26 protein-coding genes are annotated in these 23514 nt (G+C 73.6%); 17 read left to right on the forward strand and 9 right to left on the reverse strand.

The genetic code is table 11. The annotated features are described in order from the left end of the window. The first annotated feature begins 7 nt into the window (after positions 1-7). Positions 8-835 carry a Wzz/FepE/Etk N-terminal domain-containing protein gene (locus tag ACIP37_RS16245; RefSeq protein WP_400807573.1) on the forward strand — a complete coding sequence of 276 codons (828 nt, stop codon included), beginning with the start codon at positions 8-10 and terminating at the stop codon, positions 833-835. Continuing rightward, positions 832-1992, forward strand: a complete 1161-nt coding sequence (locus ACIP37_RS16250) for a GNAT family N-acetyltransferase (RefSeq protein WP_363580623.1) — start codon at positions 832-834, stop codon at positions 1990-1992. The genes ACIP37_RS16245 and ACIP37_RS16250 overlap by 4 nt, the downstream gene beginning before the upstream one ends. 16 nt (positions 1993-2008) lie before the next feature. Here the strand turns inward: ACIP37_RS16250 and ACIP37_RS16255 are convergent, their stop codons facing one another. Beyond that, positions 2009-3256 carry a glycoside hydrolase family 26 protein gene (locus tag ACIP37_RS16255; protein ID WP_400807576.1) on the reverse strand — a complete coding sequence of 416 codons (1248 nt, stop codon included), beginning with the start codon at positions 3254-3256 and terminating at the stop codon, positions 2009-2011. Between the two features lie 360 nt (positions 3257-3616). Between ACIP37_RS16255 and ACIP37_RS16260 the strand changes: the two genes are divergently transcribed. The 9 genes from ACIP37_RS16260 to ACIP37_RS16300 all read left to right on the forward strand — a co-directional run bounded on the left by ACIP37_RS16260 (position 3617) and on the right by ACIP37_RS16300 (position 10574). Beyond that, on the forward strand, positions 3617-4633 hold the full coding sequence (locus ACIP37_RS16260; RefSeq protein WP_363580627.1) for a hypothetical protein: 1017 nt from the start codon (positions 3617-3619) through the stop codon (positions 4631-4633). A 206-nt stretch (positions 4634-4839) separates the two neighbouring features. Beyond that, positions 4840-6438, forward strand: coding sequence for a ribosomal protection-like ABC-F family protein (gene abc-f / locus ACIP37_RS16265; RefSeq protein ID WP_363580629.1), 1599 nt, complete (start codon positions 4840-4842; stop codon positions 6436-6438). 327 nt (positions 6439-6765) lie between these two features. Next, a complete protein-coding gene (locus tag ACIP37_RS16270; RefSeq protein WP_030059940.1) occupies positions 6766-6999 on the forward strand; it encodes a helix-turn-helix domain-containing protein in 234 nt (77 codons plus the stop codon). Between the two features lie 232 nt (positions 7000-7231). Beyond that, entirely contained in the window at positions 7232-8038 is an 807-nt protein-coding gene (locus ACIP37_RS16275) for an enoyl-CoA hydratase/isomerase family protein (RefSeq protein WP_400807579.1), read from the forward strand. A gap of 198 nt (positions 8039-8236) precedes the next feature. Next, a complete protein-coding gene (locus ACIP37_RS16280) occupies positions 8237-8752 on the forward strand; it encodes an Asp23/Gls24 family envelope stress response protein (RefSeq protein ID WP_400807623.1) in 516 nt (171 codons plus the stop codon). Positions 8753-8804: 52 nt separating this feature from the next. Continuing rightward, positions 8805-8996 (forward strand): hypothetical protein, encoded by a 192-nt coding sequence (locus ACIP37_RS16285; protein WP_063349611.1) that lies wholly within the window; start codon positions 8805-8807, stop codon positions 8994-8996. Continuing rightward, positions 8996-9343, forward strand: coding sequence for an Asp23/Gls24 family envelope stress response protein (locus tag ACIP37_RS16290; RefSeq protein ID WP_400807583.1), 348 nt, complete (start codon positions 8996-8998; stop codon positions 9341-9343). Before ACIP37_RS16285 ends, ACIP37_RS16290 begins: the two co-directional genes overlap by 1 nt. Then, the gene (locus ACIP37_RS16295; RefSeq protein ID WP_400807585.1) at positions 9340-9936 is read left to right on the forward strand and encodes a DUF6286 domain-containing protein; all 597 of its coding nucleotides are present in this window, start codon (positions 9340-9342) and stop codon (positions 9934-9936) included. Before ACIP37_RS16290 ends, ACIP37_RS16295 begins: the two co-directional genes overlap by 4 nt. Continuing rightward, entirely contained in the window at positions 9933-10574 is a 642-nt protein-coding gene (locus ACIP37_RS16300) for an alkaline shock response membrane anchor protein AmaP (RefSeq protein WP_363580639.1), read from the forward strand. The genes ACIP37_RS16295 and ACIP37_RS16300 overlap by 4 nt, the downstream gene beginning before the upstream one ends. Positions 10575-10616: 42 nt before the next feature. Here ACIP37_RS16300 and ACIP37_RS16305 read toward each other — a convergent pair whose 3' ends face one another. After that, positions 10617-11387, reverse strand: a complete 771-nt coding sequence (locus ACIP37_RS16305; protein WP_363618537.1) for an SDR family oxidoreductase — start codon at positions 11385-11387, stop codon at positions 10617-10619. A gap of 191 nt (positions 11388-11578) precedes the next feature. Between ACIP37_RS16305 and ACIP37_RS16310 the strand changes: the two genes are divergently transcribed. Together ACIP37_RS16310 and trxA are read left to right on the forward strand one after the other, a co-directional pair. Next, complete coding sequence (locus ACIP37_RS16310; protein WP_400807588.1) at positions 11579-12004, forward strand: MerR family transcriptional regulator; 426 nt, start codon at positions 11579-11581, stop codon at positions 12002-12004. A 3-nt stretch (positions 12005-12007) separates the two neighbouring features. Then, complete coding sequence (gene trxA, locus ACIP37_RS16315) at positions 12008-12340, forward strand: thioredoxin (RefSeq protein WP_063349617.1); 333 nt, start codon at positions 12008-12010, stop codon at positions 12338-12340. Positions 12341-12386: 46 nt separating this feature from the next. Here the strand turns inward: trxA and ACIP37_RS16320 are convergent, their stop codons facing one another. Further along, a complete protein-coding gene (locus tag ACIP37_RS16320; RefSeq protein WP_400334756.1) occupies positions 12387-13193 on the reverse strand; it encodes an SURF1 family protein in 807 nt (268 codons plus the stop codon). 31 nt (positions 13194-13224) lie between these two features. Next, positions 13225-14220 (reverse strand): DEDDh family exonuclease, encoded by a 996-nt coding sequence (locus tag ACIP37_RS16325; protein WP_363580645.1) that lies wholly within the window; start codon positions 14218-14220, stop codon positions 13225-13227. A 158-nt stretch (positions 14221-14378) separates the two neighbouring features. Between ACIP37_RS16325 and ACIP37_RS16330 the strand changes: the two genes are divergently transcribed. The 4 genes from ACIP37_RS16330 to moaA all read left to right on the forward strand — a co-directional run bounded on the left by ACIP37_RS16330 (position 14379) and on the right by moaA (position 18729). Continuing rightward, positions 14379-15422, forward strand: coding sequence for a zinc-dependent alcohol dehydrogenase family protein (locus ACIP37_RS16330; RefSeq protein ID WP_363580647.1), 1044 nt, complete (start codon positions 14379-14381; stop codon positions 15420-15422). Between the two features lie 261 nt (positions 15423-15683). Then, complete coding sequence (locus ACIP37_RS16335; protein WP_063349620.1) at positions 15684-16040, forward strand: DUF485 domain-containing protein; 357 nt, start codon at positions 15684-15686, stop codon at positions 16038-16040. Continuing rightward, complete coding sequence (locus ACIP37_RS16340) at positions 16037-17647, forward strand: cation acetate symporter (protein ID WP_350880245.1); 1611 nt, start codon at positions 16037-16039, stop codon at positions 17645-17647. The genes ACIP37_RS16335 and ACIP37_RS16340 overlap by 4 nt, the downstream gene beginning before the upstream one ends. 92 nt (positions 17648-17739) lie before the next feature. Further along, a complete protein-coding gene (gene moaA / locus ACIP37_RS16345; RefSeq protein ID WP_400807593.1) occupies positions 17740-18729 on the forward strand; it encodes a GTP 3',8-cyclase MoaA in 990 nt (329 codons plus the stop codon). Positions 18730-18779: 50 nt separating this feature from the next. On the opposite strand, the gene ACIP37_RS16350 is transcribed toward moaA, so the two are convergent. The 5 genes from ACIP37_RS16350 to ACIP37_RS16370 all read right to left on the reverse strand — a co-directional run bounded on the left by ACIP37_RS16350 (position 18780) and on the right by ACIP37_RS16370 (position 23431). Beyond that, complete coding sequence (locus tag ACIP37_RS16350) at positions 18780-18998, reverse strand: hypothetical protein (RefSeq protein WP_363580651.1); 219 nt, start codon at positions 18996-18998, stop codon at positions 18780-18782. 277 nt (positions 18999-19275) lie between these two features. Continuing rightward, a complete protein-coding gene (locus ACIP37_RS16355; protein WP_363580653.1) occupies positions 19276-19668 on the reverse strand; it encodes a DUF3099 domain-containing protein in 393 nt (130 codons plus the stop codon). Positions 19669-19851: 183 nt separating this feature from the next. Beyond that, positions 19852-20400: an RNA 2'-phosphotransferase gene (locus ACIP37_RS16360; RefSeq protein ID WP_063351459.1), complete on the reverse strand. Its 549-nt coding sequence runs from the start codon at positions 20398-20400 to the stop codon at positions 19852-19854. A gap of 32 nt (positions 20401-20432) precedes the next feature. Then, entirely contained in the window at positions 20433-21830 is a 1398-nt protein-coding gene (locus tag ACIP37_RS16365) for a metallopeptidase TldD-related protein (protein WP_400844008.1), read from the reverse strand. Further along, positions 21830-23431 carry a TldD/PmbA family protein gene (locus ACIP37_RS16370; RefSeq protein WP_363580657.1) on the reverse strand — a complete coding sequence of 534 codons (1602 nt, stop codon included), beginning with the start codon at positions 23429-23431 and terminating at the stop codon, positions 21830-21832. The genes ACIP37_RS16365 and ACIP37_RS16370 overlap by 1 nt, the downstream gene beginning before the upstream one ends. Between the last annotated feature and the right edge of the window lie 83 nt (positions 23432-23514).

Here is a 23514-nt window from a genome sequence, read left to right on the forward strand (position 1 = left end):
CACACCCATGACCACACCGCGCCGAAGGGCCCGCCACCTGGTCCGCCGCTGGTGGCCGGTGGCGCTCGCGGTGCCGCTGGGCGCCGCGGCCGGCGCCGGGTACGCCGTCGTCTCGCACCCCTCGTACGCCGCCAGCGCCTACGTCCTCGTGGTGCCGCAGAACCCGGGGGAGGCCGCCACCGCGACCAACTTCGCCCAGGCGTACGGGCGGTTGGCGGGCCAGCCGCAGGTGCTCGCGGTGGCGGCCGCCGAGACCGGCCACACCCGTGCCGAGCTGGAGTCCCTGGTGCACGGGACCACCTCCCCGGACGCCCCGATGATCGAGATCACCGGCACCGGGACGCGCCCCCAGGAGGCGGCCCAGACCGCCGACGCGGTGGCCCGCTCGTTGGTCTCCTTCGCGAACACCAGCAGCAGGGACACCAGCGTCCGGCTGGTGACGCTGGCCCCGGCCGCCGAGCCGGACAAGCCGACCACCCCGTCCGCCACGCTGGACGTCGCGGTCGGTGGCGCGGCCGGGCTGCTGGTGGGGGCCCTGGTGATGATGACCCGCCGCCGGGGCGAGGCCGCCCTGCCGGAGGCCGCCGAGCCCGCCGAGGCCGCCGGGGCCCCGGTGGAGCCGACGACGCCGGCCACCCCCCGCCCGCGCGGCGAGGAGCCGCCCGCCGCCGACCAGGCCGGCAAGACCGGCCAGGCGGAGGAGACCGAGAAGGCCGGGAAGGCGGAAGAGAAGCCCGAGAAGGCGGAAGAGAAGCCCGGGAAGGCCGCTGCCGCGAAGAAGAGCGCCGAGGAGCCCCCGGCCAAGGAGAAGGCCGCGGCCGGGAGCGGGCGATGAGCACTGAGACCCGGCACGCCGGCCTCCCCGCCCAGCCGGCTGCGCCGGGCTGGACCACCGAGCTGCGCCGTGAGGACGACGCTCTGGACACCCTCGCCGAGGAGTGGGACGACCTGGCCGCCCGCTGCCGGACCGCCACCTTCTTCCAGGCCGCCGACTGGCAGCGCTCCTGGTGGCGCCACTACGGCAGCCCGGGCAGCCTGCTGGTGGTGCTCGTCCGCCGGGACGGCCTGCTGGTCGGCGCGGGTGCCTTCAGACGCCGCGGCGGCCCGCTCGGTGGGCTGACCGCCCTGGGCGCCGGGCTGGTCGACTACTCCGACGTGCTGCTCGACGACGACTGCGCCGACCGGGCCGCCGCCGAGTTCGCCGCCGCCCTCCCGCTCACCCGCCCGTGGCACTCCCTGGAGCTGCGCGAGGTGCACCCCGAGGCGGCGGTGCAGCGGGTGTACGAGCACTGGCACGGCCGACGCCGCCGCTACCAGGACTCGCTCTGCCAGTACCTGCCGGCCGTCCCGATGGACCGGCTGCTGAAGCGGGTGCCCGGCAAGACCGCGCAGCGCAGCCGGGTGAAGCTGCGCAAGATCGCCGAGGCCGGGGTGCAGGTCAGCTCGACGCCGGCGGCCGAGGTGCCGGCGGCGCTGGAGGGCCTGCTGCGGCTGCACTTCCTGCAGTGGCAGGAGCGCGGCGTCACCCCGGAGCACCGCACCGAGCGCTTCGCCCGCCACCTGACCGAGTCCACCGTCGGCCTGGTCGCCACCGGCAGGGCGGCCGTCCACCAGTTCCGGCTGAACGGCGAACTGGTCGCGGTGAACCTGCTGCTGCTCTGCCCCTCCTTCGGCGGCCTGTACATGTATGGCGCGCACCCGGTGCTGCGCGAGCGGCTGGACATCGCCGGGCTGCTGTTCAGCGCCGCCCTGGACGAGACGGTCGGCGCGGGCGTCCCGCTGCTCGGCCTGCTGCGCGGCCAGGAGCCGTACAAGCAGCGCTGGCGGCCGGACCAGCTGTCCAACCAGCGCCTGCTGTTCGGTCCGCCCGGGCCGGCGCCGGCGGCCGTCGCCCGGTCCGGCGCGGTGCGCGTCCGCCAGCAGGCGGCGCACGTGCTGCGGACCCGCTTCCCGCGGCTCAAGGAGGCCCTGCTGGCCCGCCGCCGCGGCTGACCGCCCCCGCCCGGGCTCAGCGCCGGGCGGGCGTCCGGGCCGCCGACGGGCTCGCGGACGGGCTCGCCGAGGGGCTTGCCGACGTGGTGGCCGAGGGGCCCGGCGACGGGCTCGCGGACGGGCCGGGCACCACGCTCGGGGCCCCGGGCACGGCCGAGGGCGTGGGCGGGCGCGGCGGGACGATCGGCGGGACGGGGGCCTGGGGCGCCGTCGGCACCACCGCCGGCGCCCCCTTCGACCCGGACATCAGCTGCTTGAACCGGGCGGCGGAGCGCGGGTTGCGGTCGCACTCGAAGAAGCCGTGCGGGCAGTAGTCGGTGACGGTCTGGTAGGCGGTGTCGTGGGTGCGCATCCACTCGACCATCCGCTGCACGAACTCCGGGTTGTCGCCGTTGCGGAACAGCCCCCACTCCGGGTAGGAGACCGGCTTGCCGCGCTTGGCGGCGAACTCCACCTGGTCCTGAAGCCCGTACGGCTCGCGCACGTAGTCGTCGAAGGTGCCCCCGGCGGGCTGGTCGTAGTTGTCCATGCCGATGATGTCGACCACGTCGTCGCCGGGGTAGCACTTGGTCCACGGGATGGCGTCCAGGCCCCGGTTCGGGGTGAAGTCGAAGCGGAACCGCTGCCCCGGCACCGAGCGCATCACGCCGACGATCCGTCGCCAGTACGCCTTCCACGCGGACGGGTCGGGCTTGCAGCGGTGCGTGTAGGTGACGCCGTTCATCTCCCAGCCGAGCGTGAGCACGGTGTCCGCGCCGCCGAGGGACACCAGCCGGTGGGCGAGCCGCAGGAAGTGTCGGTCGAAGTCCCCGCGCGCGCCCTGGGCGAGCAGCTTGGCGACCTCGCCGTCCGGCACGTTCGCCTCGTTGGGCACCAGCATCGGCACGCCGAGGACGAGCGTCCGGGACGGGTCGGCCAGCCGCCACTGCGACCACATGCCGAGCACCATCAGCTCGCCCTCGACGTCGGCCCAGCTGTTGCCCGCCAGGTAGGTGTGGCCGACTTGCAGGTTGGCGTCGCCCAGCCACTGCGCGTACCGGCCGATCTGCGGGATGTAGTCGTCCCAGGAACCGACGAAGGCGCCGAACGGCGGCTCGTGCTTGGGCCGCTGGACGGGCGGGCGGGGGGCGGCGCCGCGCGGCTCGAAGGCGTCCGAGGAGAGGGTGTGCCGTTCGGTCTGGCTGAGCGGCGACCCGGCCGGGACGCTGGCCGTGGCCATCAGCAGCAGGGCGGCGGCGGCCATCGTCAGGCGGCCGATTCGCATGGTCTCTCCTCCGGGCGTCGCGGGGCGGGGGCGCGCTGGACGGACCGTGGCGCTCCGCTCGCCGACAGTAGGCCCGGCGGGCGTCGGAAAAGCCGAATGTCACCCTAAAGTGGGCGGTATTCGAACGCCGTCTGCCGCAACGCCCGGCCGGGCCTCGCCGCGTGTATCAGCTCTGTAACGGTCCGGCCGGGCCCCGGCGCCGGGCCCCGGAGCGGGCGGCGGCCCGGCCTCGGCACCGACGGTGCAGGTGGGCGGGCGGGTGCGCGGGGAGGGCGCGCGCGGCCGGACGCGCGGTCCGAGGGGTGGGGCGGGGGCGATTCCAGGCTGACTCGCGTGCCCGGTGAAAGGTACGCTCCGGCCGTGTCCTGGAAGCCGCTGCGTGTACTGACCCCCCGCTCGATCCTGCCTGCCCTGGCGGTGATGCTGGTCCTTGCGGCCGGTGCGGCGGCGCACGCCAACAAGCCGGTGCCGTTCGGCGACCGGGTGGCGGGGCCGGGCGAGGCGGAGGCCACGCCGGTCAGCACGCAGTCGCTGAGCACGGCCGACCTGGATCTGAAGGTCGGCCCCGGACTGGAGGCCTTCCACCGGCAGAGCGGCGAGCAGGCCTGGTCCTACCGCCGCGAGGGCGCCACCGCGCTGTACCTGTCGATGGCGGGGGACAACGCCATCGTGGTCTGGGACGACGGCCTGGTCACCTCGGTGCGCCCGGGCGACCACGAGGTGCGCTGGCACCGGGCGGTGCCCGGCCTGGCGGACTGGCTGCGCGGCGACGGCGAGCCCGGCGCCGACAAGCGCACCGACGCGCAGCGCAAGGAGCTGGCCCAGGAGCGGGCCGCGGCGGCCCTGCACACCGTCCCGCAGGGCGGCTCTGCCTGGGTGGCCGTGGTGACCCCGAACCTGACCATGGGCCTGCGCGACGCCGACGGTGACCTGCGCTACAACTCCAAGCCGCCCGGCAGCTGCGTCTACGACCCGCTGCGCACGGTCGGCACCGAGTACGCCGTGCTCGTCCCGCGCAGCTGCACCAACAGCGCCGGGCAGGCCGTCTCCGGCGGCATCAACGGGTACCGGCTGGACAGCACCGGCTGGCAGCTGAACACCGGCCCGAGCGCCTCGGTCAAGGCGCTGGACGGCAGCCGGGTGCTGATCACCGACGGCCCGATCGTTCCGGCCCGGGTGTTCGACACCAAGGCGGCCGCCCCCGAGGCGGCCTGCGGCAGCCCGTCCGCGCCGTTCGCGGCGGTCCGTCCGCAGGGCGGCTGCACCGACCCGGCGGCGAGCCCGGCCCAGGACGCCCCGGTGGGTCAGGACGCCCCGGTGGGCGACCAGGTGCCCATGCAGCTCCAGGCGCAGCAGCCTCAGCAGTCCCAGCAGTAACGCCGGACCGCCGGTACCCCTGGGCGGTAGCCCCGGGGGTTCCCGCGCGGCCCGGTAGACTTGCCGTCATGGCTGACTTCTCCGGGCAATAGCGGGCGCGCGGCACCGCCTCGTGCGCTGTGCCGACCACCGACGACGCCCCTTCCCGCTGCCCGGCCCCGGGCCCCGTCCGGCCGCCCGCCCACGTCCCAGGAGTAGTTTCCGCCATGATTTCCGCCAACGCCCTTGAGCTGCGCGCCGGTGCCCGAATCCTGATCGAGTCCGCGAACTTCAAGGTCGCCGCCGGCGACCGGATCGGCCTGGTCGGGCGCAACGGCGCCGGCAAGACCACGCTGACCAAGGTGCTGGCCGGCGAGGGCATGCCGGCCTCGGGCACGGTGACCCGCTCCGGCGAGGTCGGCTACCTCCCGCAGGACCCGCGCACCGGCGACCTGGACGTCCTCGCCAAGGACCGCATCCTCTCCGCCCGCGGCCTCGACACCGTGCTCAAGAAGATGCGCGAGAACGAGGACCGGATGGCCAACGGCCAGGGCGCCACCCGGGACAACGCGATGAAGAAGTACGCGCGCCTGGAGACCGAGTTCCTCACCAAGGGCGGGTACGCCGCCGAGGCCGAGGCCGCCACCATCGCGGCCGCCCTGGGCCTGCCGGACCGCATCCTGAACCAGGAGCTGCACACTCTCTCCGGTGGTCAGCGCCGCCGCGTCGAGCTGGCCCGGATCCTGTTCTCGGACTCCGACGTGCTGCTGCTCGACGAGCCCACCAACCACCTCGACGCCGACTCGATCGTCTGGCTGCGGGACTTCCTGAAGACCTACAAGGGTGGCTTCATCGTCATCTCGCACGACGTCGAGCTGGTCGAGACGGTCGTCAACAAGGTCTTCTACCTGGACGCCAACCGCTCCGCCATCGACGTCTACAACATGGGCTGGAAGCAGTACCAGCAGCAGCGTGAGGACGACGAGAAGCGCCGCAAGCGCGAGCGGGCCAACGCCGAGAAGAAGGCCGCGACCCTCAACTCCCAGGCCGACAAGATGCGGGCCAAGGCGACCAAGACGGTGGCCGCGCAGAACATGGCCCGCCGTGCCGAGAAGCTGCTCTCCGGCCTGGAGCAGGTGCGCCAGAACGACAAGGTCGCCAAGCTGCGCTTCCCGGACCCGGCGCCCTGCGGCAAGACCCCGCTGACGGCCAGCGGGCTCTCCAAGTCCTACGGTTCGCTGGAGATCTTCACCGACGTCGGCCTGGCCATCGACCGCGGTTCGCGGGTCGTCATCCTCGGTTTCAACGGCGCGGGCAAGACCACCCTGCTGCGGATGCTCGCCGGGGTGGAGCAGCCGGACACCGGCGAGGTGATCCCGGGCCACGGCCTGAAGATCGGCTACTACGCCCAGGAGCACGAGACCCTGGACCCGGACCGCACGGTGCTGGAGAACATGCGTTCCTCCGCGCCGGACACCGACCTGGTGCAGATCCGCAAGATCCTCGGTTCCTTCCTGTTCTCCGGCGACGACGTCGACAAGCCGGCCGGGGTGCTCTCCGGCGGTGAGAAGACCCGGCTCGCGCTGGCCTCGCTGGTGGTCTCCAGCGCCAACGTGCTGCTGCTCGACGAGCCCACCAACAACCTCGACCCGGCCAGCCGCGAGGAGATCCTCGGCGCACTGCGGGAGTTCTCCGGCGCGGTCGTGCTGGTCACCCACGACGAGGGCGCCGTGGAGGCGCTCCAGCCGGAGCGGATCATCCTGCTGCCGGACGGGGTCGAGGACCTCTGGAGCCCGGCGTACGCCGATCTGGTCTCGCTGGCCTGACCGGGTGTAGACGCGATCTCCGCTTTTAGGACCAGAAAAACTAGTACTTACGGCGTGTCCGGGAATGAAGAAAGCCTGGATTCCGTTTAAGGACTTCCTGTCGGCCCGCCACTCGATCGTGGTCGGGCCGACACTGCTGATCAGCCCTTTCTCGGCGGATGGCGGAATCCGCCCGGGGGCGCGCACTCTACGTGAGCGCCCTGATGCGCTCGGATCACCACCGCAGGACCACGCATTCCCGACATCGACCTTGCCGAATGGGTGGCCAGGACGCGGTGGATGGGTGATCATGGGAATCTGACCGAGCAACGCTACGAGGAGGCACGGGTGGCCGAGACTCTGAAAAAGGGCAGCCGGGTGACCGGTGCCGCGCGTGAGAAGCTCGCGGCCGATCTCAAGAAGAAGTACGACTCCGGGGCGAGCATTCGCGCTCTCGCGGAGGAGACCGGTCGTTCGTACGGCTTTGTGCACCGGATGCTGAGCGAGTCCGGAGTCATTCTCCGGGGCCGCGGTGGTGCCACGCGTGGCAAGAACAAGGCGACCGCCGGGGCCGGTTCCTGACGGTCCGTCAGCTCATGGCTGAATGGCGCGGCGGCAGGGCGCCGACCGGGGAGACGAGAACCGATCGTCCGCCCTCGGGTCGAGTGGACCGGCCGCCGATCGTCATGTCCGGGGTGTCGTCCGCCCCCGGGCGCGCTCCTTCCGTCGATCTTTCCGGGCCGGCGCCCTGCCGGCGTGCGCCCAGGTTTGTTACTCTCCGGTAGCCAAGCCCCTCGCCACCGGAGGTCCCCGCATGACCGCCCCCGTCACCGACCCGCAGGCCCCGAGCTGGGAGCAGGACGGCGTCCGCCTGGAGATCGACGGCGAGCTCGCCGTCGTCACCCTGTGTCAGCCCAAGCGGCGCAACGCCCAGTCGCCCGCCCTGTGGCGCGCCCTCGCCGCCGCGGGCCGTGACCTGCCCGGCGGCGTCCGGGTGGTCCTGCTGCGTGCGGAGGGCGTCTCCTTCTCGGCGGGCCTGGACCGGGCCATGTTCACCCCCGAGGGCATCCCCGGCGAGCCCACCTTCCTCCAGCTCGCCGGCGCCCCCGACCAGGAGCTCGACGACACCATCGCCTCCTACCAGCAGGCCTTCACCTGGTGGCGCCGCCCCGACCTGGTCTCCATCGCCGCCGTCCAGGGCCATGCCGTCGGCGCCGGCTTCCAGCTCGCCCTCGGCTGTGACCTGCGCGTCGTCGCCGACGACGTCCAGTTCGCCATGAAGGAGACCTCGCTCGGCCTCGTCCCCGACCTGGCCGGCACCAAGCCGCTCACCGAACTCGTCGGCTACGCGCGGGCGCTGGAGATCTGCGTCACCGGCCGCTGGGTCGGCGCCGAGGAGGCCGCCGCCATCGGGCTGGCCAACCTGGCCGTCCCCGGTGCGGAACTGGACGCCGCCGCCCGCGACCTCGCCGCCGCCCTGCTGGGCGCGCCGCGCAACGCCGTCATCGAGACCAAGGCCCTGCTCCAGGGCGCCGCCGGCCGCTCCTTCGACGAGCAGCGCTCGGCCGAACGGGCGGCGCAGGCCCGCCGCCTGCGGGACCTCGCCGGGATCGGCGACTAGCCAGGCTGCGTCGTGTGAACGGGCCCGGCCCGGGGTGTGCTCCCCGGGCCGGGCCCTCGGCGTTCCGGAGGCATCCCGGTGGCCCTCCCGGCGGGCGCGGAACGTGGCGAAATGCCAGAGTTATGGGGATTTGCGATATAGCTGGAGCCGTACGACGGGAGATGCGCCCCCATGCCTGACACTCCGACCCCCGCCACCATGCACAAGAACCCCGGCCACGCCGCGGCCGCCGGCTCCGCCGCCCACGCGCCGTCCTCGCCGTCCTCGGCCTCCGCCGCGACCGACGCCGGCAAGCCGACCGGCGAGCGCGGCCGCACGGCGCTGGCCGTCGGCGTGGTCGAGAAGATCGCCGGGATGGCCGCCCGCGAGGTCAACGGCATCCACGCCCTCGGCTCGGGCCTCGCCCGCACCTTCGGCGCGATGCGCGACCGGGTGCCGGGCGGCAAGTCCGGCGTCGGGCGCGGCATCAAGGCCGAGGTCGGCGAGAAGCAGACCGCCATCGACATCGCCCTGGTCGTCGAGTACGGCGTGGTCATCCCCGAACTCGCCCGCCAGGTACGGGAGAACATCATCGACGCCGTCGAGCGGATGACCGGCCTGGAAGTCGTCGAGGTCAACATCGCGGTCAACGACGTCCACCTCCCCGACGAGCCGGACGTCGAGGAGGAGGAAGAGGAGACGGTCGTCGCGGGGCAGCGGCCCAAACTCAAGTAGCGAGCCCACGAAGCGCCCGGCGGCGGGCGGCAGCGAGGACGAGGAGTAGCGGATGAACCTGGCCATCGTCGGCCTGGTGGTGGGCATGGCCCTCGGCTTCGCCGGGTACTTCGGCGGTTTCGCGGCGTTCCTGCTGGTCGCCGCGCTCGGGCTGGTCGGCTTCGTGGCCGGCCGCCTGCTGGAGGGCGACATCGAGCTGGGCGACCTCGGCGACCTGCTCCGCGGCCGCGACCGGCGCCGTTGATGACGGCTCCCACCACCAGTGCCCGCCGCGAACCCGCAGCCCGGGGCCGACTCCGGATCGCCGACCGCGTCTACGCCCGCATCGCCGCCCGCGCCGCCCGCGAGGCCCTCGCCGACGCCTGGACCGGCCGCACCGTCAAGGGCGCACCGCCCGCCGTCTCGGTGGCCGTGCCCGGCAGCACCGTGACCGTCCGGGTCGCCGTCGCACTGCCCTTCCCCGCCGACCTCGCGGCGCTCGCCCGGGCCGTCCGCGAACGCGTCGCCGCGCAGGTCGCCGGGTTCACCGGGACCAGGGTGTCCGAGGTGGTCGTCGTCGTGGAGCGGCTGGTGACCGGGGGAGTGTCATGAGTGCGGGGGGCGAACCGGTGCCCGGCGAGGAGGCGACGGCGGCCGGGGACGGGCCCCCGCCGGAGAAGGTGCGGCGGCCGCGGGCGCCGCGGGCCGTCGTCGCGGCGCTCGTCGCCACCGTGCTGCTGGTGCTCGCGGGCGCGCTGCTGTACGACGTGGTCGCCGTCCGCGCCGGGTACCCGACCCGCCGGTGGCGCGCCCGGATCGCCGACGAACTGGCCACCCGTCACCTCGACGACCTGTGGGTGCTGGTGGGTGCCGGCACCGCCGTCCTCCTCGGCGGGGTGCTGCTCTGGCTGGCCCTCGCCCCCGGTCTCGGCCGCTGGCTCCCGCTGCGCCCGCACGGCGACACCGGCGCCGCCATCGACCGGGCCGGCATCGGGCACCTGCTCGCCGACCGCGCCGCCGGACTCCAGGGCATCGACGAGCTGCGGATCCGGATCAGCCGCCGGCGCGTCCGGGTCACCCTCATCGGGGCGGCGGACCCGGTGTCGGTCCAGTGCCAACTGCGGGACGAGCTGGCGCGGGTGACGCTGGCCCGGCCGCTGCGCCTCGACGTGCGGGCGGGGCCCGGGGTGGGGGCGGCGGGATGAGGCGGACGGGTGTCAACCGGCTGCTGCTGGGGGTGGTCGGGGCGGTGCTGCTGGCCGTCGGCGTGCTGGTGCTGGCCGGCGGGCTCGACCTGTACCGCCGGCTCGGCGCCGACCCGCCGGGCTGGTGGCCGCTCACCTCCCCGGACCAGCCGGTGCTCAGTGCCCGCTCGCGCACCCGCTGGGCGGATTCGACCTGGTGGTGGCCCACCGTCATCGGCGGGCTGGCCGTGGTGATCGCGGGCACCGCCTGGTGGCTGGTGGCGCAGTTGCGGCGCAGCGGCCCGGCCGGCCTCGTCGTGCCGACGCCAGGTGCCACCGGACTCCGGCTGCGGGTCCGCACCCGGGCGCTGGAAGAGGCGCTGGAGAACGGGACGGCCACGCTCCCCGAAGTCGAGCGCGCGGGCGTACGCCTGGTGCGCGCACCTGGGCACCCGCGGTTGCGGGGCGCTGTCCGGCTCACCCCCGGTGGCGATCCGGCGGCCCTGGTGGAGCACTTCGACACCGGCCCGCGAACCGACGCCCGGACCAGCCTGGGCCTCCCGGAACTCCCCGCCGACCTGCGGATCCGGGTCCTCCAGGCCGCCCGGCCCGAGTCGCGACGGCGCCGAGGGCGGCGCAGGCCCCCGCGGGTGGAGTGAACCGGGGGCGGGCGGAGTCGGACGCCCGCCCCCGTGTGCGTCCTAGAGGGGGCGCAGGGCGCCGCCGTCGACGGGGATCATCACACCGGTCAGGTAGGAGGCGGCGGGGGAGAGCAGGAAGGCCGCGACCTTGCCGAACTCCTCGGGGGTGCCGTAGCGGCCGAGCGGGATGGTCGCGGCGGCCTGGGCGCGGGCGCCGTCCGGGTCGCCGCCCAGGGAGTCCAGCTCGCGCACCCGGTCGGTGTCGATCCGGGCCGGGAGCAGGCCCACCACCCGGATGCCGCGCGGGCCGAGCTCGTCGGCGAGGGACTTGGCGGCCATCGCCAGCCCCGGGCGCAGGCCGTTGGAGATGCCCAGGCCGGGGATCGGCTGGCGCACCGAACCGGAGAGCACGAAGCCGATCACGCCGCCCTCGCCGAGGGCTGCGGCGGCGGCGCGGGCGAGCCGCAGCGCGCCGAGGAAGACCGACTCGAACGCGTCGCGCCAGGCCTCCTCGGGGGCGGTGGCCACCGGGCCGGCCTGGGGGCCGCCGACGCTGATCAGCACGCCGTCGAGCCGGCCGAAGTGCCCGGTCGCCTCGGCGATCAGCCGTTCGGCGGTCGCCGGGTCGGCGTTGTCGGCGGCCAGGCCGTGGGCCGTCCCGGCGCCGCCGATGGCGTCCAGCTCGGCGACGGCGGCGGCCACGGACTCCTTGCCGCGCCCGCTGACCAGCACCCGGGCACCGTCGGCGGCCAGCTCCCGGGCGGCGGCGAAGCCGAGGCCCCGGGTGGCGCCGGTGGCCACGTACACCTTGTCCTTCAGTCCAAGATCCATGGGGCCATCCTGCCGGGTGGCGGGCGCGAGGGGGAGGGCTGGGGGCGGGTGGCGGGGTGGCGTGGCGCCGGGGGCGGTGGAGGGGGCCGGGGTGAGGTGGGGCCGGGGGCGGGCTGGCGTTGACGTCCGGGTCAAGGTCTACCGTCGGTCCCGGCGGCGTGCGGAGGCGGGCCGGGAGAGCGGGTGCGGGGATGCGGATCGGGGAGCTGGCGGAGCGGGCGGGGACGACCACCCGGGCGCTGCGGTACTACGAGCAGCTCGGCCTGCTGCCGGCCCGCCGGGCGGGCAACGGCTACCGGGCGTACGACGAGGAGGACCTGCGGCTGCTGCGGCAGATCCGGACGCTGCAGGACTTCGGGTTCGGCCTGGAGGAGACCCGTCCGTTCGTGGAGTGCCTCCAGGCGGGCCACCCCGAGGGCGACTCCTGCCCGGCCTCGCTGGAGGTGTACCGGCGCAAGCTCGCCGAACTGGACGAGTGCATCACCCGGCTCCAGGACGTCCGGGCCCGGGTGGCCGGGCAGTTCGACCGGGCGGTACGGGCCCGGGACGGGCTGGCGGCCGAGCCCTCCGGACAGCCGCCGCGCTGTGAACTGGCGAACGAATGGGCGAAGGAGTAGACGATGGTGCAGATCCCAGGGGTGCCCGCGGTGACGGACGACACGTTCGCCGCGGAGGTGCTGGCGGCCGAAGGTCCGGTGCTGGTGGACTTCACGGCGGACTGGTGCCCGCCGTGCCGGATGATGGCGCCGGTGCTGGCGGACGTCGCCCGCGAGGAGGCGCACCGGCTGCGGGTGGTCAGCGTGGACGTGGACCGCAATCCGCGCACCCAGGCCGCGTACGGGGTGCTGTCGATGCCGACGCTGATGGTGTTCCGCGGCGGCGAGCCGGTGCGCTCGGTGGTCGGAGCCCGAGCCAAGGCGCGGCTGCTGCGCGAGCTGGAGGACGTGCTGTAGGCGGTTCCCCGGGGCGTTTGCGGGGCCGTCCTTCCGGGCCGGGGCCTCAGGCCGCCGGTACGGCCTCGACCGGCACCTCGGCCTCGGCGGCCTGCTTGGCCCGGTCCTTGGCCTCGCGGCGGGCCAGCACCCCGACCCCGACCGGGATCATCGCGGTGAACAGCCACCACTGGATCGCGTACGCCATGTGCGGGCCGATGTCGGAGTGGTTGGGCTCGGGGATCAGCTCGGGCTGGTCGGCGGGGGCCGGGGTGGTGGCGGTGAGCTCCAGGTAGCCGCCGAGCACGGTGGTGACGCCGGTCTCCTTGGCCTGCTGCTCGGTGTTGATCAGGTTGAACTGCCGGTCGGGCAGGCCGGCGCGGTCCTTGATACCGCTGCTGCCCGTGGTCTCGTCGGCGCGCATCCGACCGGTGAGGGAGACCTCGCCGGTCGGGGCGGCCGGGACCGTCGGGTAGGCGGTGGCGCCGCCGTCGCCGGCCACCCAGCCGCGGTTGACCAGGACGCTGCCCCTGCCGTCGGAGAGCTTGAGCGGGGTGATGACGAAGTAGCCGATCGTGTCCCCGCTGGAGTCGGTCCGCTTGCGGACGACGAACTCGTGCGCCGTGTCGTACTGCCCGGTGGCCGTCACCGGGTGCCAGATGAGGTCCTTGGGCACCGCGAAGCCGGGGGTCGACGACACCGTGTCGAACGGCACCGGGGCGACGGTGAGGGCCTTGCCGATCAGGTCGTTCCGGGCCACCCGCGCCTCGTGGCGGTGCAGCTGCCAGAAGCCCAGCTCGATCGTCGCGGGGATCAGCAGCAGCGCGATCAGCATGGTGATCAGCCACTGGCGGGTCAGCAGAAAACGGTACACATGGGCACGGTACGCCGACCTCACATCCGGCTCACGCACCGGGGTGCGGCGCGACTTCGCGGAGCAGTTGGAGGAAGGCGTCCTCGCCGACCACCGGCGTGCCGACCTCGCGGGCCCGGCGGGCCTTGCCGCTCCAGCTGTTCGGCTCGTTGGTGACCAGCAGGCTGGTGAGCCGGCTCACCGAGGTGGCGATGTGCAGGCCGGCCTCGGCGGCGCGGTCCTCCAGCAGCTCCCGGTCGGTGGCGGTGTCGCCGGTGAAGGCCACCCGCATACCCTGCACCAGCGGCTTGCCGTCCTCCCAGCGTCCGGGGTTGGGGTACGGGCAGGGCGGGCGCTTCTTGGCCTGGCGGTAGGCGGCGCCGGTCCAGGAGGCGCGGCCGGGCGTGGCGGGCTCGTCCTCGCCGAGGTCGGTGACCGCCACGCAGGCCTGCACCGGCAGCGGGACGCCGCCCTGGCGCGCCAGGTGCAGGCTGGGGCGGAACGCCTCGGCGAGCACCCGGGCGTCGTCCAGGGCGTTGTGCGCGTGCTGCTGGCGGACGCCGAAGTGGGCGGCGAGCGAGGACAGCTTGCCGTTGGGCAGCGGCAGCCGCAGGTCGCGGGAGAGCACCATGGTGCAGATCCGCTGCTCGACCGGGGCGCGCAGGCCGGCCCGGGAGAACTCGCGCGAGATCATGTTCCAGTCGAAGAGCGCGTTGTGGGCGACCAGGACCCGGCCGTTCAGCCGGTCGGCGAACTCGTCGGCGATCTGCGGGAAGGTCGGGGCGCCCGAGAGCAGCTCCGCCGTGAGGCCGTGGATCCAGACCGGCCCCGGGTCCCGCTGGGGGTTGACCAGGGTGTACCAGTGGTCGGTGACCTCGCCGTCCGGGTCCAGCTGGTAGACGCCCGCCGAGATGACGCGGTCCGAGCGGCCGAGGCCGGTGGTCTCGACGTCGACCACCGCGAAGCCCTCGGCGGGGGCGGCGGTGCGCTGGGCGGGGACCGGGACGGTCCGCGGCGCGCCGTACGTCTCGGGCTGGATCGGTTGCATGGTCCAACAGGATAAGCGCCGCCGGGCCCGTGTCCGGTCGAAATGTTCCGGCCGAGCGACCGGAATAGAGTATTCCGCATAGGCGTCGCCTATCCGGTCGACGCCATCCACCGGCTGTCGACACCCTCCGACGGCCGACTCCGTAAGGACGAACTCCCATGCGCGCCACCGTGATCCACGGCCCCAATGACATCCGGATCGAAGAGGTCCCGGACCCGGTGATCCAGCACCCGACGGACGTCGTGGTGCGGGTGGTGAACGCCTGCATCTGCGGCAGCGACCTGTGGGCGTACCGCGGGGTGGCCCAGCGGGTGGCCGGGCAGCGGATCGGGCACGAGTTCCTGGGCGTGGTCGAGGAGGCGGGCGCCGAGGTGCGCGGCTTCGCGCCGGGCGACCTGGTGGTGGCGCCGTTCGTCTGGTCGGACGGCAGCTGCGACTTCTGCCGGGAGGGCCTGCAGACCTCCTGCCCGCACGGCGGGTTCTGGGGCCAGGTCGGCTCCGACGGCGGCCAGGGCGAGGCGGTGCGGGTGCCGTTCGCGGACGGCACGCTGGTGAAGCTGCCGAAGGAGGCCGCGGGCGACGAGAAGCTGCTGCCGGGGCTGCTGGCGCTGTCCGACGTGATGGCCACCGGGCACCACGCCGCCGTGTCGGCCCGGGTGCGCCCGGGCGTGACGGTCGCCGTGGTCGGCGACGGCGCGGTGGGCCTGTGCGGCGTGCTGGCGGCGCACCGGCTGGGCGCGGACCGCATCATCGCGCTGGGCCGGCACACCGCCCGCACCGACCTGGCCCGGCGCTTCGGCGCGACCGACGTGGTGGCCGAGCGCGGCGAGGCCGCGATCGAGGCGGTCAAGGAGCTGACCGGCGGCCAGGGCGCGCACGCTGTCCTGGAGGCCGTCGGGACCGAGGAGTCGATGCGCACGGCCGTCTCGATCGCCCGGGACGGCGGCGCGGTGGGCTACGTCGGCGTTCCGCACGGCGGCAGTGCGGGCGTCGACATCGGTCAGATGTTCGGCCGAAACGTTTCGCTCAATGGCGGCGTCGCCCCGGCCCGTGCCTACATCCCCGACCTGCTGCCGGACGTCCTCTCCGGGGCCATCGAGCCCGGTCTGGTGTTCGACCGCACGGTGGGCCTGGACGGTGTCCCGGACGGCTACCGGGCAATGGACGACCGCTCGGCGCTGAAGGTCCGGATCGCCTTCTGACGATGCGTCAGAAGGGGCGGTACTGCTGGACGGTGCCGCCCCTTCGGCATGTGGCGGCGGTGTTGTGAAGTGGCGTGAGTGGTGGTTTTCGGCCAATTGGATAGTGCGAGAGGGTGAACGACTGGCTGATCGCGGTCAACCCCTTTCGGGGCGGGCGCGACGCTCCTAGCATTGCGCGGCGCGCACACGGATTGTGACGCCCCTCACGTCCGATCGTTCCCCGTGTGCGACCGCTACGCCGAAGGAGTGAGGAGAGACAGAGTGGATTCGCCGCCGATCACCACTACCCCTACGGAAGTCCAACTCATCGATGAGAGCGAGGAGTTCCGTACCCTGAGGCGCTCGTTCCGGAGCTTCGCCTTCCCGGTCACCATCGGCTTCGTGCTCTGGTACCTGCTCTACGTGCTGCTCTCCTGCTACGCGCCCGGCCTGATGGGTGCCAAGGTCGTCGGGCACATCAACGTGGCCCTGGTGCTGGGGCTGCTGCAGTTCGTCACCACCTTCGCCATCGCCGCCTGGTACGCCCGCTACGCCGACCGGCGGATCGACCCGACCGCCGCCGCGATCCGCGAGGCCCACGGCGCCGTCGTCCACGCTCCCCGGGAGTCCGCCGAATGAGCCTGCTCGCCAGCTCCGCCACGGAGCACCGCGGCATCACGATGACCCTCTTCGGGCTGTTCGTGCTGGCCACCCTCGCGATCACCGTCTGGGCCGGGCGGCAGACCAAGGACGCGGCCGACTTCTACGCCGGTGGCCGCGGCTTCACCGGATTCCAGAACGGCCTGGCCATCTCCGGCGACTACATGTCCGCCGCGTCCTTCCTCGGCATCGCCGGCGCCATCGCGCTCTCCGGCTACGACGGCTTCCTCTACTCGATCGGCTTCCTGGTCGCCTGGCTGGTCGCGCTGCTGCTGATCGCCGAACCGCTGCGCAACTCCGGCCGCTTCACCATGGCGGACGTCCTCGCGTTCCGGATGCGCCAGCGCCCGGTGCGCACCGCGGCGGGCGTCTCCACCATCGTGGTGTCGATCTTCTACCTGCTCGCCCAGATGGTCGGCGCCGGGACGCTGGTCGCCCTGCTGCTGGGGGTCAACGGGGACGCCGCCAAGCGCTGGACCATCGTCGCGGTCGGCGCGCTGATGGTCGTCTACGTGGTGATAGGGGGCATGAAGGGCACCACCTGGGTGCAGATCGTCAAGGCCGTGCTGCTGATCGCCGGCACCGCGCTGATGACCGTCCTGGTGCTCGCCAAGTACCACTTCAACCCCTCGGAACTGCTCGGCGCCGCCGCCAGTGCGAGCGGCAAGGGCGCGGCCTTCCTCGAACCGGGGCTGAAGTACGGGGCCAGCGACACCAGCAAACTCGACTTCATCAGCCTCGGGATCGCGCTGGTGCTCGGCACCGCCGGCCTGCCGCACATCCTGGTCCGCTTCTACACCGTGCCCACCGCCAAGGCGGCCCGGAAGTCGGTGCTCTGGGCGATCGGCATCATCGGCGTCTTCTACCTGATGACCCTGGCGCTCGGCTTCGGCGCGGCGGCGCTGGTCGGCCCCAAGGCGATCAAGGCGGCCAACGCCTCCGGCAACACGGCGGCCCCGCAGCTGGCCGAGGTGCTCGGCGGAGGCTCCGGCACCACCGGCGGCGCGATCCTGCTCGCGGTGATCTCCGCCGTCGCCTTCGCCACCATCCTGGCCGTGGTCGCCGGACTCACCCTGGCGTCCTCCGCCTCCTTCGCGCACGACCTGTACGCCAACGTGATCCGGCGCGGCAAGGCCACCGAGAAGCAGGAGGTGCTCTCGGCGAAGTGGGCCGCCGTCGCGATCGGCGCGGTGGCCATCGTGCTCAGCCTCTTCGCGGGCAAGCTCAACACCGCCGCCCTGGTCGCCCTGGCCTTCGCGGTGGCCGCCTCGGCGAACCTGCCCACCCTGCTCTACTCGCTGTTCTGGAAGCGCTTCACCACCTCCGGCGCGGTCAGCTCGGTCTACGCCGGCCTGATCAGCTCGGTCGTGCTGGTGGTCTTCTCCCCGGTGGTCTCCGGCGCGAAGACCTCGCTGTTCCCGGACACCGACTTCCACTGGTTCCCGCTGGAGAACCCGGGCCTGGTCTCCATCCCGATCGGCTTCCTGGCCGGGTGGATCGCCACCCTGCTCTCCAAGGACCGACCCGACCCGGCGAAGTACGCTGAACTGGAGGTCCGGGCGCTGACCGGGCTGGGCGCCCACTGACCGGGCGCCCACTCACCGACCGGCGATGACTATGCTGGCCCGGCCCGCCTTGACGGTGGCCGGGCCGGCCGCATTCTCGGGAAGGGACGCACGTGCTGCTCGACACCTTCGGACGCCAGGCCGTCGACCTGCGGGTATCTCTGACCGACCGGTGCAACCTCCGTTGCACCTACTGCATGCCGGAAGAGGGCCTGCGCTGGCTGGCCAAGCCCGAGCTGCTGACCGACGAGGAGATCGTCCGGCTGGTCACCCTCGCGGTGCGCGACCTGGGCGTCCGGGAGGTCCGCTTCACCGGCGGCGAGCCGCTGCTGCGCCCCGGCCTGGTCGCCATCGTCGCCGCCTGCTCGGAGCTGGAGCCGCGCCCCGAGCTGTCCCTCACCACCAACGGCATCGGGCTGGCCCGTACCGCGACGGCGCTGCGCGAGGCCGGGCTCGACCGGGTCAACGTCTCGCTGGACACCCTCGACCCCGAGGTGTTCCACACCCTCACCCGCCGCCACCGCCACCAGGACGTGCTGGCCGGGCTGGCCGCCGCCGAGGCCGCCGGGCTGACGCCGGTCAAGCTGAACGCGGTGCTGATGCGCGGGGTCAACGGCCACGAGGCTCCCGACCTGCTGGCCTGGTGCCTGGAGCACGGCTACGAGCTGCGCTTCATCGAGCAGATGCCGCTGGACGCCCAGCACGGCTGGGACCGCTCCGCGATGGTCACCGCCGAGGAGATCCTCGACCTGCTCGGTGCGCGGTTCACGCTCACCCCGGAGCCGTCCGCCCGCCGGGGCGCGGCGCCCGCCGAACGCTGGCTGGTGGACGGCGGCCCGGCCCGGGTCGGCGTGATCGCCTCCGTCACCCGCCCGTTCTGCCGGGCCTGCGACCGGACCCGGCTGACCGCCGACGGGCAGGTGCGCAACTGCCTGTTCGCGACCGGGGAGACGGACCTGCGCACCGCCCTGCGCTCGGGCGCGGACGACACCGAGCTGGGCGCGCTGTGGCGGGCGGCGATGTGGGGCAAGAAGGCCGGGGCCGGGATCGACGACCCGGAGTTCCACCAGCCCGAGCGGCCGATGTCGGCGATCGGCGGCTAGCGGGTCCCGCGAGGTCAGGGCGACTCGGCCGACTCGGACGACCCGGACGGCTAGGACGTCTCCGGGGTCCAGTCGGCGAAGGCGACGACCTCCTTGAGGAAGCCGCGCACGCCGAGGAACTGGGACAGGTGCTCGCGGTGCTCGTCGCAGGCGAGCCAGGTCTTGCGGCGGTCCGGGGTGTGCAGCTTGGGGTTGTTCCACACCAGCACCCAACGGGCGTCCGCCCGGCAGCCCTTGGCGGAGCAGATCGGCGTCTGCGGGGTGTCCATCGGGCCGTCCTCAGCGCTAGGCGGGTGGTCTGCACCGCCAGTGTTTCACGCGCTCCGCGCGGCCCGGAGGGAGCCCGCCCGGATCCGGGCATGGCGACGCCGGGCAGCCACGGGGGGAGCCGCCCGGCGTCGGTCCGTCGCTCCGACGGGGGATGCGGAGCGCGTACGCAGTATGTCACGCCAGGGGCCTCGGATGGGGAGGTCTTGCATGATTAATCTGAGCTTCTTCTGAGCTTTCTTCGAGCCGGATTTTCTCGAAACGTCTCGAAACGGACGGTCAGTTCGGGCCCTGTGAAGGATCGGTGGCAGCGGGCTTTGCCCCTCCTGTACCGGGGGGCCCGTCCGCCCCACCCCTCCCACCCGTCCCACCGGGACCGAGCATCAGCGGGGTGTCCAGCGGGATGTCGAAGGTGCTCGGCAGCCCCGGCGCCCGCTCCCGGCCCGCGTTGGCGATCAGGACGGCGAAGTACGGCAGCAGTACGGCGCCGGCCAGCGCCGCGAACGCCAGCCACCGCTGGACGTCCCACAGCACCACGGCGAGCAGCACGCAGACCGTCCGGAGCAGCATCGAGACCACGTAGCGGCGCTGCCGCCCGCGGACGTCCTCGGTGAGGCTGCTCCGCGCTCCCGTGATCCGGTGGACCTGCCCACCGTCGGCGCTCTTGCCCATGTCCTACCGCCCTCGTCCACGCTCCCGCGCGACTCGCCGCGCGGCCTCCTCACGGTACGCCTGGGCAGCGGGGACGACGAGACCGGGTGGGGCGGACCCACCCGGTCGGGTGTGCGAGGGGACTGTCCGGCCGATCGGGACGGCCGATCGGAACGGGTAGTCGGAACGGCGGGGCGAGGGGCCTCACGACCGCCGGGAGAGGAACTGCGGCGGGACGGCGTCGGTGAGCCAGACGCCGTTGTCGCTGATCCGGAACTCGTGGCCGGCCGCCGCCATCGCGGCCGCGTTCACGGTGAGCACCACCGGGCGGCCGTGCCGGGCGCCGACCCGCACCGCGGTCTCGGTGTCCGCGGACAGGTGGACGTCCTGCCTGGCCATCGGGCGCAGGCCCTCCCGGAAGATCGACGCCAGGTGGCGGTCGGCGGTGCCGTGGTAGAGCACCGGTGGCGGCACGGTGGCGGCCAGGCCGAGGTCGACCGCCACCGTGTGGCCCTGGTTGGCGCGGATCGAGAGACCGTCCGCGGAGTAGCCGAAGCGGCGCTTGTTGTTGGTCGCCACCACGTGGTCCAGATCGGCCCTGGTCAGCCGGTTGCCCTTGGCCGCGAGGGCGGTGAGGAGCACGTCGATCCGGATCCAGCCGGACTCGTCCAGCGTGACGCCCACCCGCTCCGGCTCGTGCCGCAGGATGCGCGACAGCATCTTGCTCGTCTTGACCAGCCGCTTCTCGTCCATCATGTCTCTCGTATCCCCCCGTTGGTCAGTGGCTATGAGGCCTGGCTGACCGAACTCATGTTGAAGTCCGCGACACGCACGGGTGGCATCGCGGTGCGGGTGAAGTAGTCGCTCCACTCGCGGGGCAGGCAGCGCTCGGTGCGGCCCGCCTCGGTGATCCGATCCAGCAGGTCCACCGGGGACTCGTTGAACCGGAAGTTGTTGACCGCGCCGACGACTTCGCCGTTCTCGACCAGGTAGACGCCGTCCCGGGTCAGGCCGGTGAGCAGCATCGTCGCCGGGTCCACCTCGCGGATGTACCAGAGGCAGGTGAGCAGCAGGCCGCGCTCGGTGCGGGCGATCATCTCGTCCAAGGTCGGCGCGCTGTCCTGCTCGGCCGTCTCCAGCACCAGGTTGTCGCCGAACGGGCGCAGCGGCAGGCCGGTGAGGCCGGCGGAGTGGCGACTGGTGACCAGGTCGGTCAGCACGCCCTCGCGGATCCACTCGGTGGCGTCGATCGGCAGGCCGTTGTCGAAGACCGAGATGTCCCCGCCGGTCGAGTGCGCGAGGACGAACGGCGCCGACTCCAGGCCGGGTTCGGCCGGGTCCGTGCGCAGCGTGAGCGGCAGCCCGGCGAGCTTGTCGCCGATCCGGGTGCCGCCGCCGGGCTTGGAGAAGACGGTGCGGCCCTCGTGGGCGTCGCGGCCGACGGCGGACCAGGCGAGGCAGAGCATCAGGTCGGCGACGGCCGAGGGCGGCAGCAGCGTCTCGTACCGGCCGGCGGGCAGGTCCACCTTGCGGGCGCCCCAGCCGAGGCGCTTGGTCAGCTCGGTGTGCAGGGCGGTGACGTCCACGTCGGAGAAGTCCCGGGTGGCGGCGCCGGCCCAGGCGGAGCCGGACAGGTCGGTGGTCTTGGCGTTGATCTCGACCATGCCGGTCGGCTGGTCGTGGCGCAGCCGCAGGCCGGTGGAGGTGCCCAGGTAGCTGCTGACCACCTCGTGCCGGGCGAAGCCGTACAGCAGTTCGCCCTGCGCGGCGGCCCGGGCGAAGGCCTCGCCGAGGGCCGGGCCGAAGGCGTCGAACACCGCGATCGAGGTCTCGGCGGGCGGCCGGGTGAAGTCCGGGGAGGACGGCCGGTCGGCCACCAGCGGCTGGGCGTCCTCGGCCGGGCCGGCCGCGCGGGCGGCCTCCTCGGCGGCGCGGACCAGGCCCTCCACCTCGTCCGGGGTGACGGCCTCGCGGGAGACCACGCCGGAGGCGGTGCCGTCGGCCCCGGCCACGGTGGCGATCACGGTGAGGCGGCGGCCGCGGGTGACGCCGTTGGTGGTCAGCGAGTTGCCGGCCCAGCGCAGGTTGGCGGTGGACTCCTCGTCGGCGATCACCACGCAGCCGTCGGCGCGGGCGAGGCCGAGTGCCAGCTCGACCAGTTCGTGGGGCTGCATCGCGGTCATCAGTGACCCGCCTCCTGCTGGGTGTTGAGCACGTTGACGTTGCGGAACAGCGCCGACGGGCAGCCGTGGCTGACCGCCGCGATCTGGCCGGGCTGCGCCTTGCCGCAGTTGAAGGCGCCGCCGAGGACGTAGGTCTGCGGGCCGCCGACCGCCGTCATCGAGCCCCAGAAGTCGGTGGTGGTCGCCTGGTAGGCGAAGTCCTTGACCTGGCCGGCGAGTTCGCCGTTCCTGATGGCGTAGGCGCGCTGGCCGGTGAACTGGAAGTTGTAGCGCTGCATGTCGATCGACCAGGAGCGGTCGCCGACGATGTACAGGCCGTTCTCCACCCCGGCGAACAGGCCCTCGGTGTCCGGGCCGTCGGCGGCGGGCTGGAGCGAGACGTTGGCCATCCGCTGCACCGGCACGTGCGCCGGGGAGTCCGCGAAGGCACAGCCGTTGGAACGCTCGAAGCCCTTCAGCTCGGCCATGCCGCGGTCGAGTTGGTACCCGACCAGGGTGCCGTCCTTGACCAGGTCCCAGGACTGGGTGGCGACGCCCTCGTCGTCGTAGCCGATCGTGGACAGGCCGTGCTCGGCGGTGCGGTCGCCGGTGACGTGCATCAGCTCGGAGCCGTACCTGAGCGAGCCGAGCTGGTCGAAGGTGGCGAAGGAGGTGCCGGCGTAGGCGGCCTCGTAGCCGAGGGCGCGGTCCAGCTCGGTGGCGTGGCCGATCGACTCGTGGATGGTCAGCCAGAGGTTGGACGGGTCGATGACCAGGTCGTAGCGGCCGGCCCGGACGCTCGGCGCCTTCATCTTCTCGGCCAGCAGGGTGGGCAGTTCGGCGAGTTCGGCGTCCCAGTCCCAGCCCGTTGCGGGCAGGCCCCGGCCGTCGGGGGACGGCCCCCGGACCCCCGTGAGGTACTCGAAGCCACGCCCGACCGGCGGGGCCAGCGTGCGCATCGAGTCGAAGGCCCCGGTGCGCTCGTCCACCGAGGTGGCCTCCAGCGTGGGGTGCAGCCGGATCCGCTGCTGGGTGGTGACGGTGCCCGCGGTGTCCGCGTAGAACTTGTTCTCCTGGACGGTCAGCAGGCTCGCCTGGACGTGCGAGACGCCCTCGGCGGCCAGCAGCCGCGAACTCCACTCGGCGAGCAGCGCGGTCTTCTCCGCGTCCGGCACCTCGAAGGGGTTCACCTCGTACGAGGAGACCCAGGTGACGTCCCGGTACACCGGCTCGTCGGCCAGCTCGACCCGCTCGGCGGAGCCGGCGGCCCGGCTGATCCCGCCGGACAGGCGGGCCACCGCGACGGCCTGCTCGGCGACCCGCGCCGCCGCGTCGGTGGTGAGGTCCACCCCGGCGGCGAAGCCCCAGGCGCCGTCCAGCAGCACCCGGACGGCGAAGCCGAGTTGCACGCTGTCGGAGGTGCCGGCCGGGCGGGCGTCGCGCAGCCGCCAGGAGGCGCTGCGGACCCGCTCCAGACGGAAGTCGGCGTGGGCGGCGCCGAGTTCGCGCGCCCGGGTGAGGGCGGCGTCGGCGAGGGTGCGCAGCGGGAAGGCGAGGAACAGCGGGTCGACGGCGCGCCCGTGCGGGGCGCCGACGCTGTCGGCCGGAGGGATCGGAGGCAATCGTGCTCCCTGGTCGCGGAGGGTGGCGGTGCGGCGCCGCACAGGGGCGCCCGCACCGCATCATGGCCGGTCCAGGGGGTTTC

This window comes from Kitasatospora sp. NPDC088861, assembly GCF_044750105.1.
Classification (GTDB): Bacteria; Actinomycetota; Actinomycetes; order Streptomycetales; family Streptomycetaceae; genus Kitasatospora.

Coding starts and splice junctions, on each gene's coding strand:
- ACIP37_RS16245 (WP_400807573.1), top strand. CDS start 8: ATGACCACACCGCGCCGAAGGGCCCGCCACCTGGTCCGCCGCTGGTGG.
- ACIP37_RS16250 (WP_363580623.1), top strand. CDS start 832: ATGAGCACTGAGACCCGGCACGCCGGCCTCCCCGCCCAGCCGGCTGCG.
- ACIP37_RS16255 (WP_400807576.1), bottom strand. CDS start 3,256: ATGCGAATCGGCCGCCTGACGATGGCCGCCGCCGCCCTGCTGCTGATG.
- abc-f (WP_363580629.1), top strand. CDS start 4,840: ATGATTTCCGCCAACGCCCTTGAGCTGCGCGCCGGTGCCCGAATCCTG.
- ACIP37_RS16275 (WP_400807579.1), top strand. CDS start 7,232: ATGACCGCCCCCGTCACCGACCCGCAGGCCCCGAGCTGGGAGCAGGAC.
- ACIP37_RS16280 (WP_400807623.1), top strand. CDS start 8,237: ATGCACAAGAACCCCGGCCACGCCGCGGCCGCCGGCTCCGCCGCCCAC.
- ACIP37_RS16285 (WP_063349611.1), top strand. CDS start 8,805: ATGAACCTGGCCATCGTCGGCCTGGTGGTGGGCATGGCCCTCGGCTTC.
- ACIP37_RS16290 (WP_400807583.1), top strand. CDS start 8,996: ATGACGGCTCCCACCACCAGTGCCCGCCGCGAACCCGCAGCCCGGGGC.
- ACIP37_RS16295 (WP_400807585.1), top strand. CDS start 9,340: ATGAGTGCGGGGGGCGAACCGGTGCCCGGCGAGGAGGCGACGGCGGCC.
- ACIP37_RS16300 (WP_363580639.1), top strand. CDS start 9,933: ATGAGGCGGACGGGTGTCAACCGGCTGCTGCTGGGGGTGGTCGGGGCG.
- ACIP37_RS16305 (WP_363618537.1), bottom strand. CDS start 11,387: ATGGATCTTGGACTGAAGGACAAGGTGTACGTGGCCACCGGCGCCACC.
- ACIP37_RS16310 (WP_400807588.1), top strand. CDS start 11,579: ATGCGGATCGGGGAGCTGGCGGAGCGGGCGGGGACGACCACCCGGGCG.
- trxA (WP_063349617.1), top strand. CDS start 12,008: ATGGTGCAGATCCCAGGGGTGCCCGCGGTGACGGACGACACGTTCGCC.
- ACIP37_RS16325 (WP_363580645.1), bottom strand. CDS start 14,220: ATGCAACCGATCCAGCCCGAGACGTACGGCGCGCCGCGGACCGTCCCG.
- ACIP37_RS16330 (WP_363580647.1), top strand. CDS start 14,379: ATGCGCGCCACCGTGATCCACGGCCCCAATGACATCCGGATCGAAGAG.
- ACIP37_RS16340 (WP_350880245.1), top strand. CDS start 16,037: ATGAGCCTGCTCGCCAGCTCCGCCACGGAGCACCGCGGCATCACGATG.
- ACIP37_RS16350 (WP_363580651.1), bottom strand. CDS start 18,998: ATGGACACCCCGCAGACGCCGATCTGCTCCGCCAAGGGCTGCCGGGCG.
- ACIP37_RS16355 (WP_363580653.1), bottom strand. CDS start 19,668: ATGGGCAAGAGCGCCGACGGTGGGCAGGTCCACCGGATCACGGGAGCG.
- ACIP37_RS16360 (WP_063351459.1), bottom strand. CDS start 20,400: ATGGACGAGAAGCGGCTGGTCAAGACGAGCAAGATGCTGTCGCGCATC.
- ACIP37_RS16365 (WP_400844008.1), bottom strand. CDS start 21,830: ATGACCGCGATGCAGCCCCACGAACTGGTCGAGCTGGCACTCGGCCTC.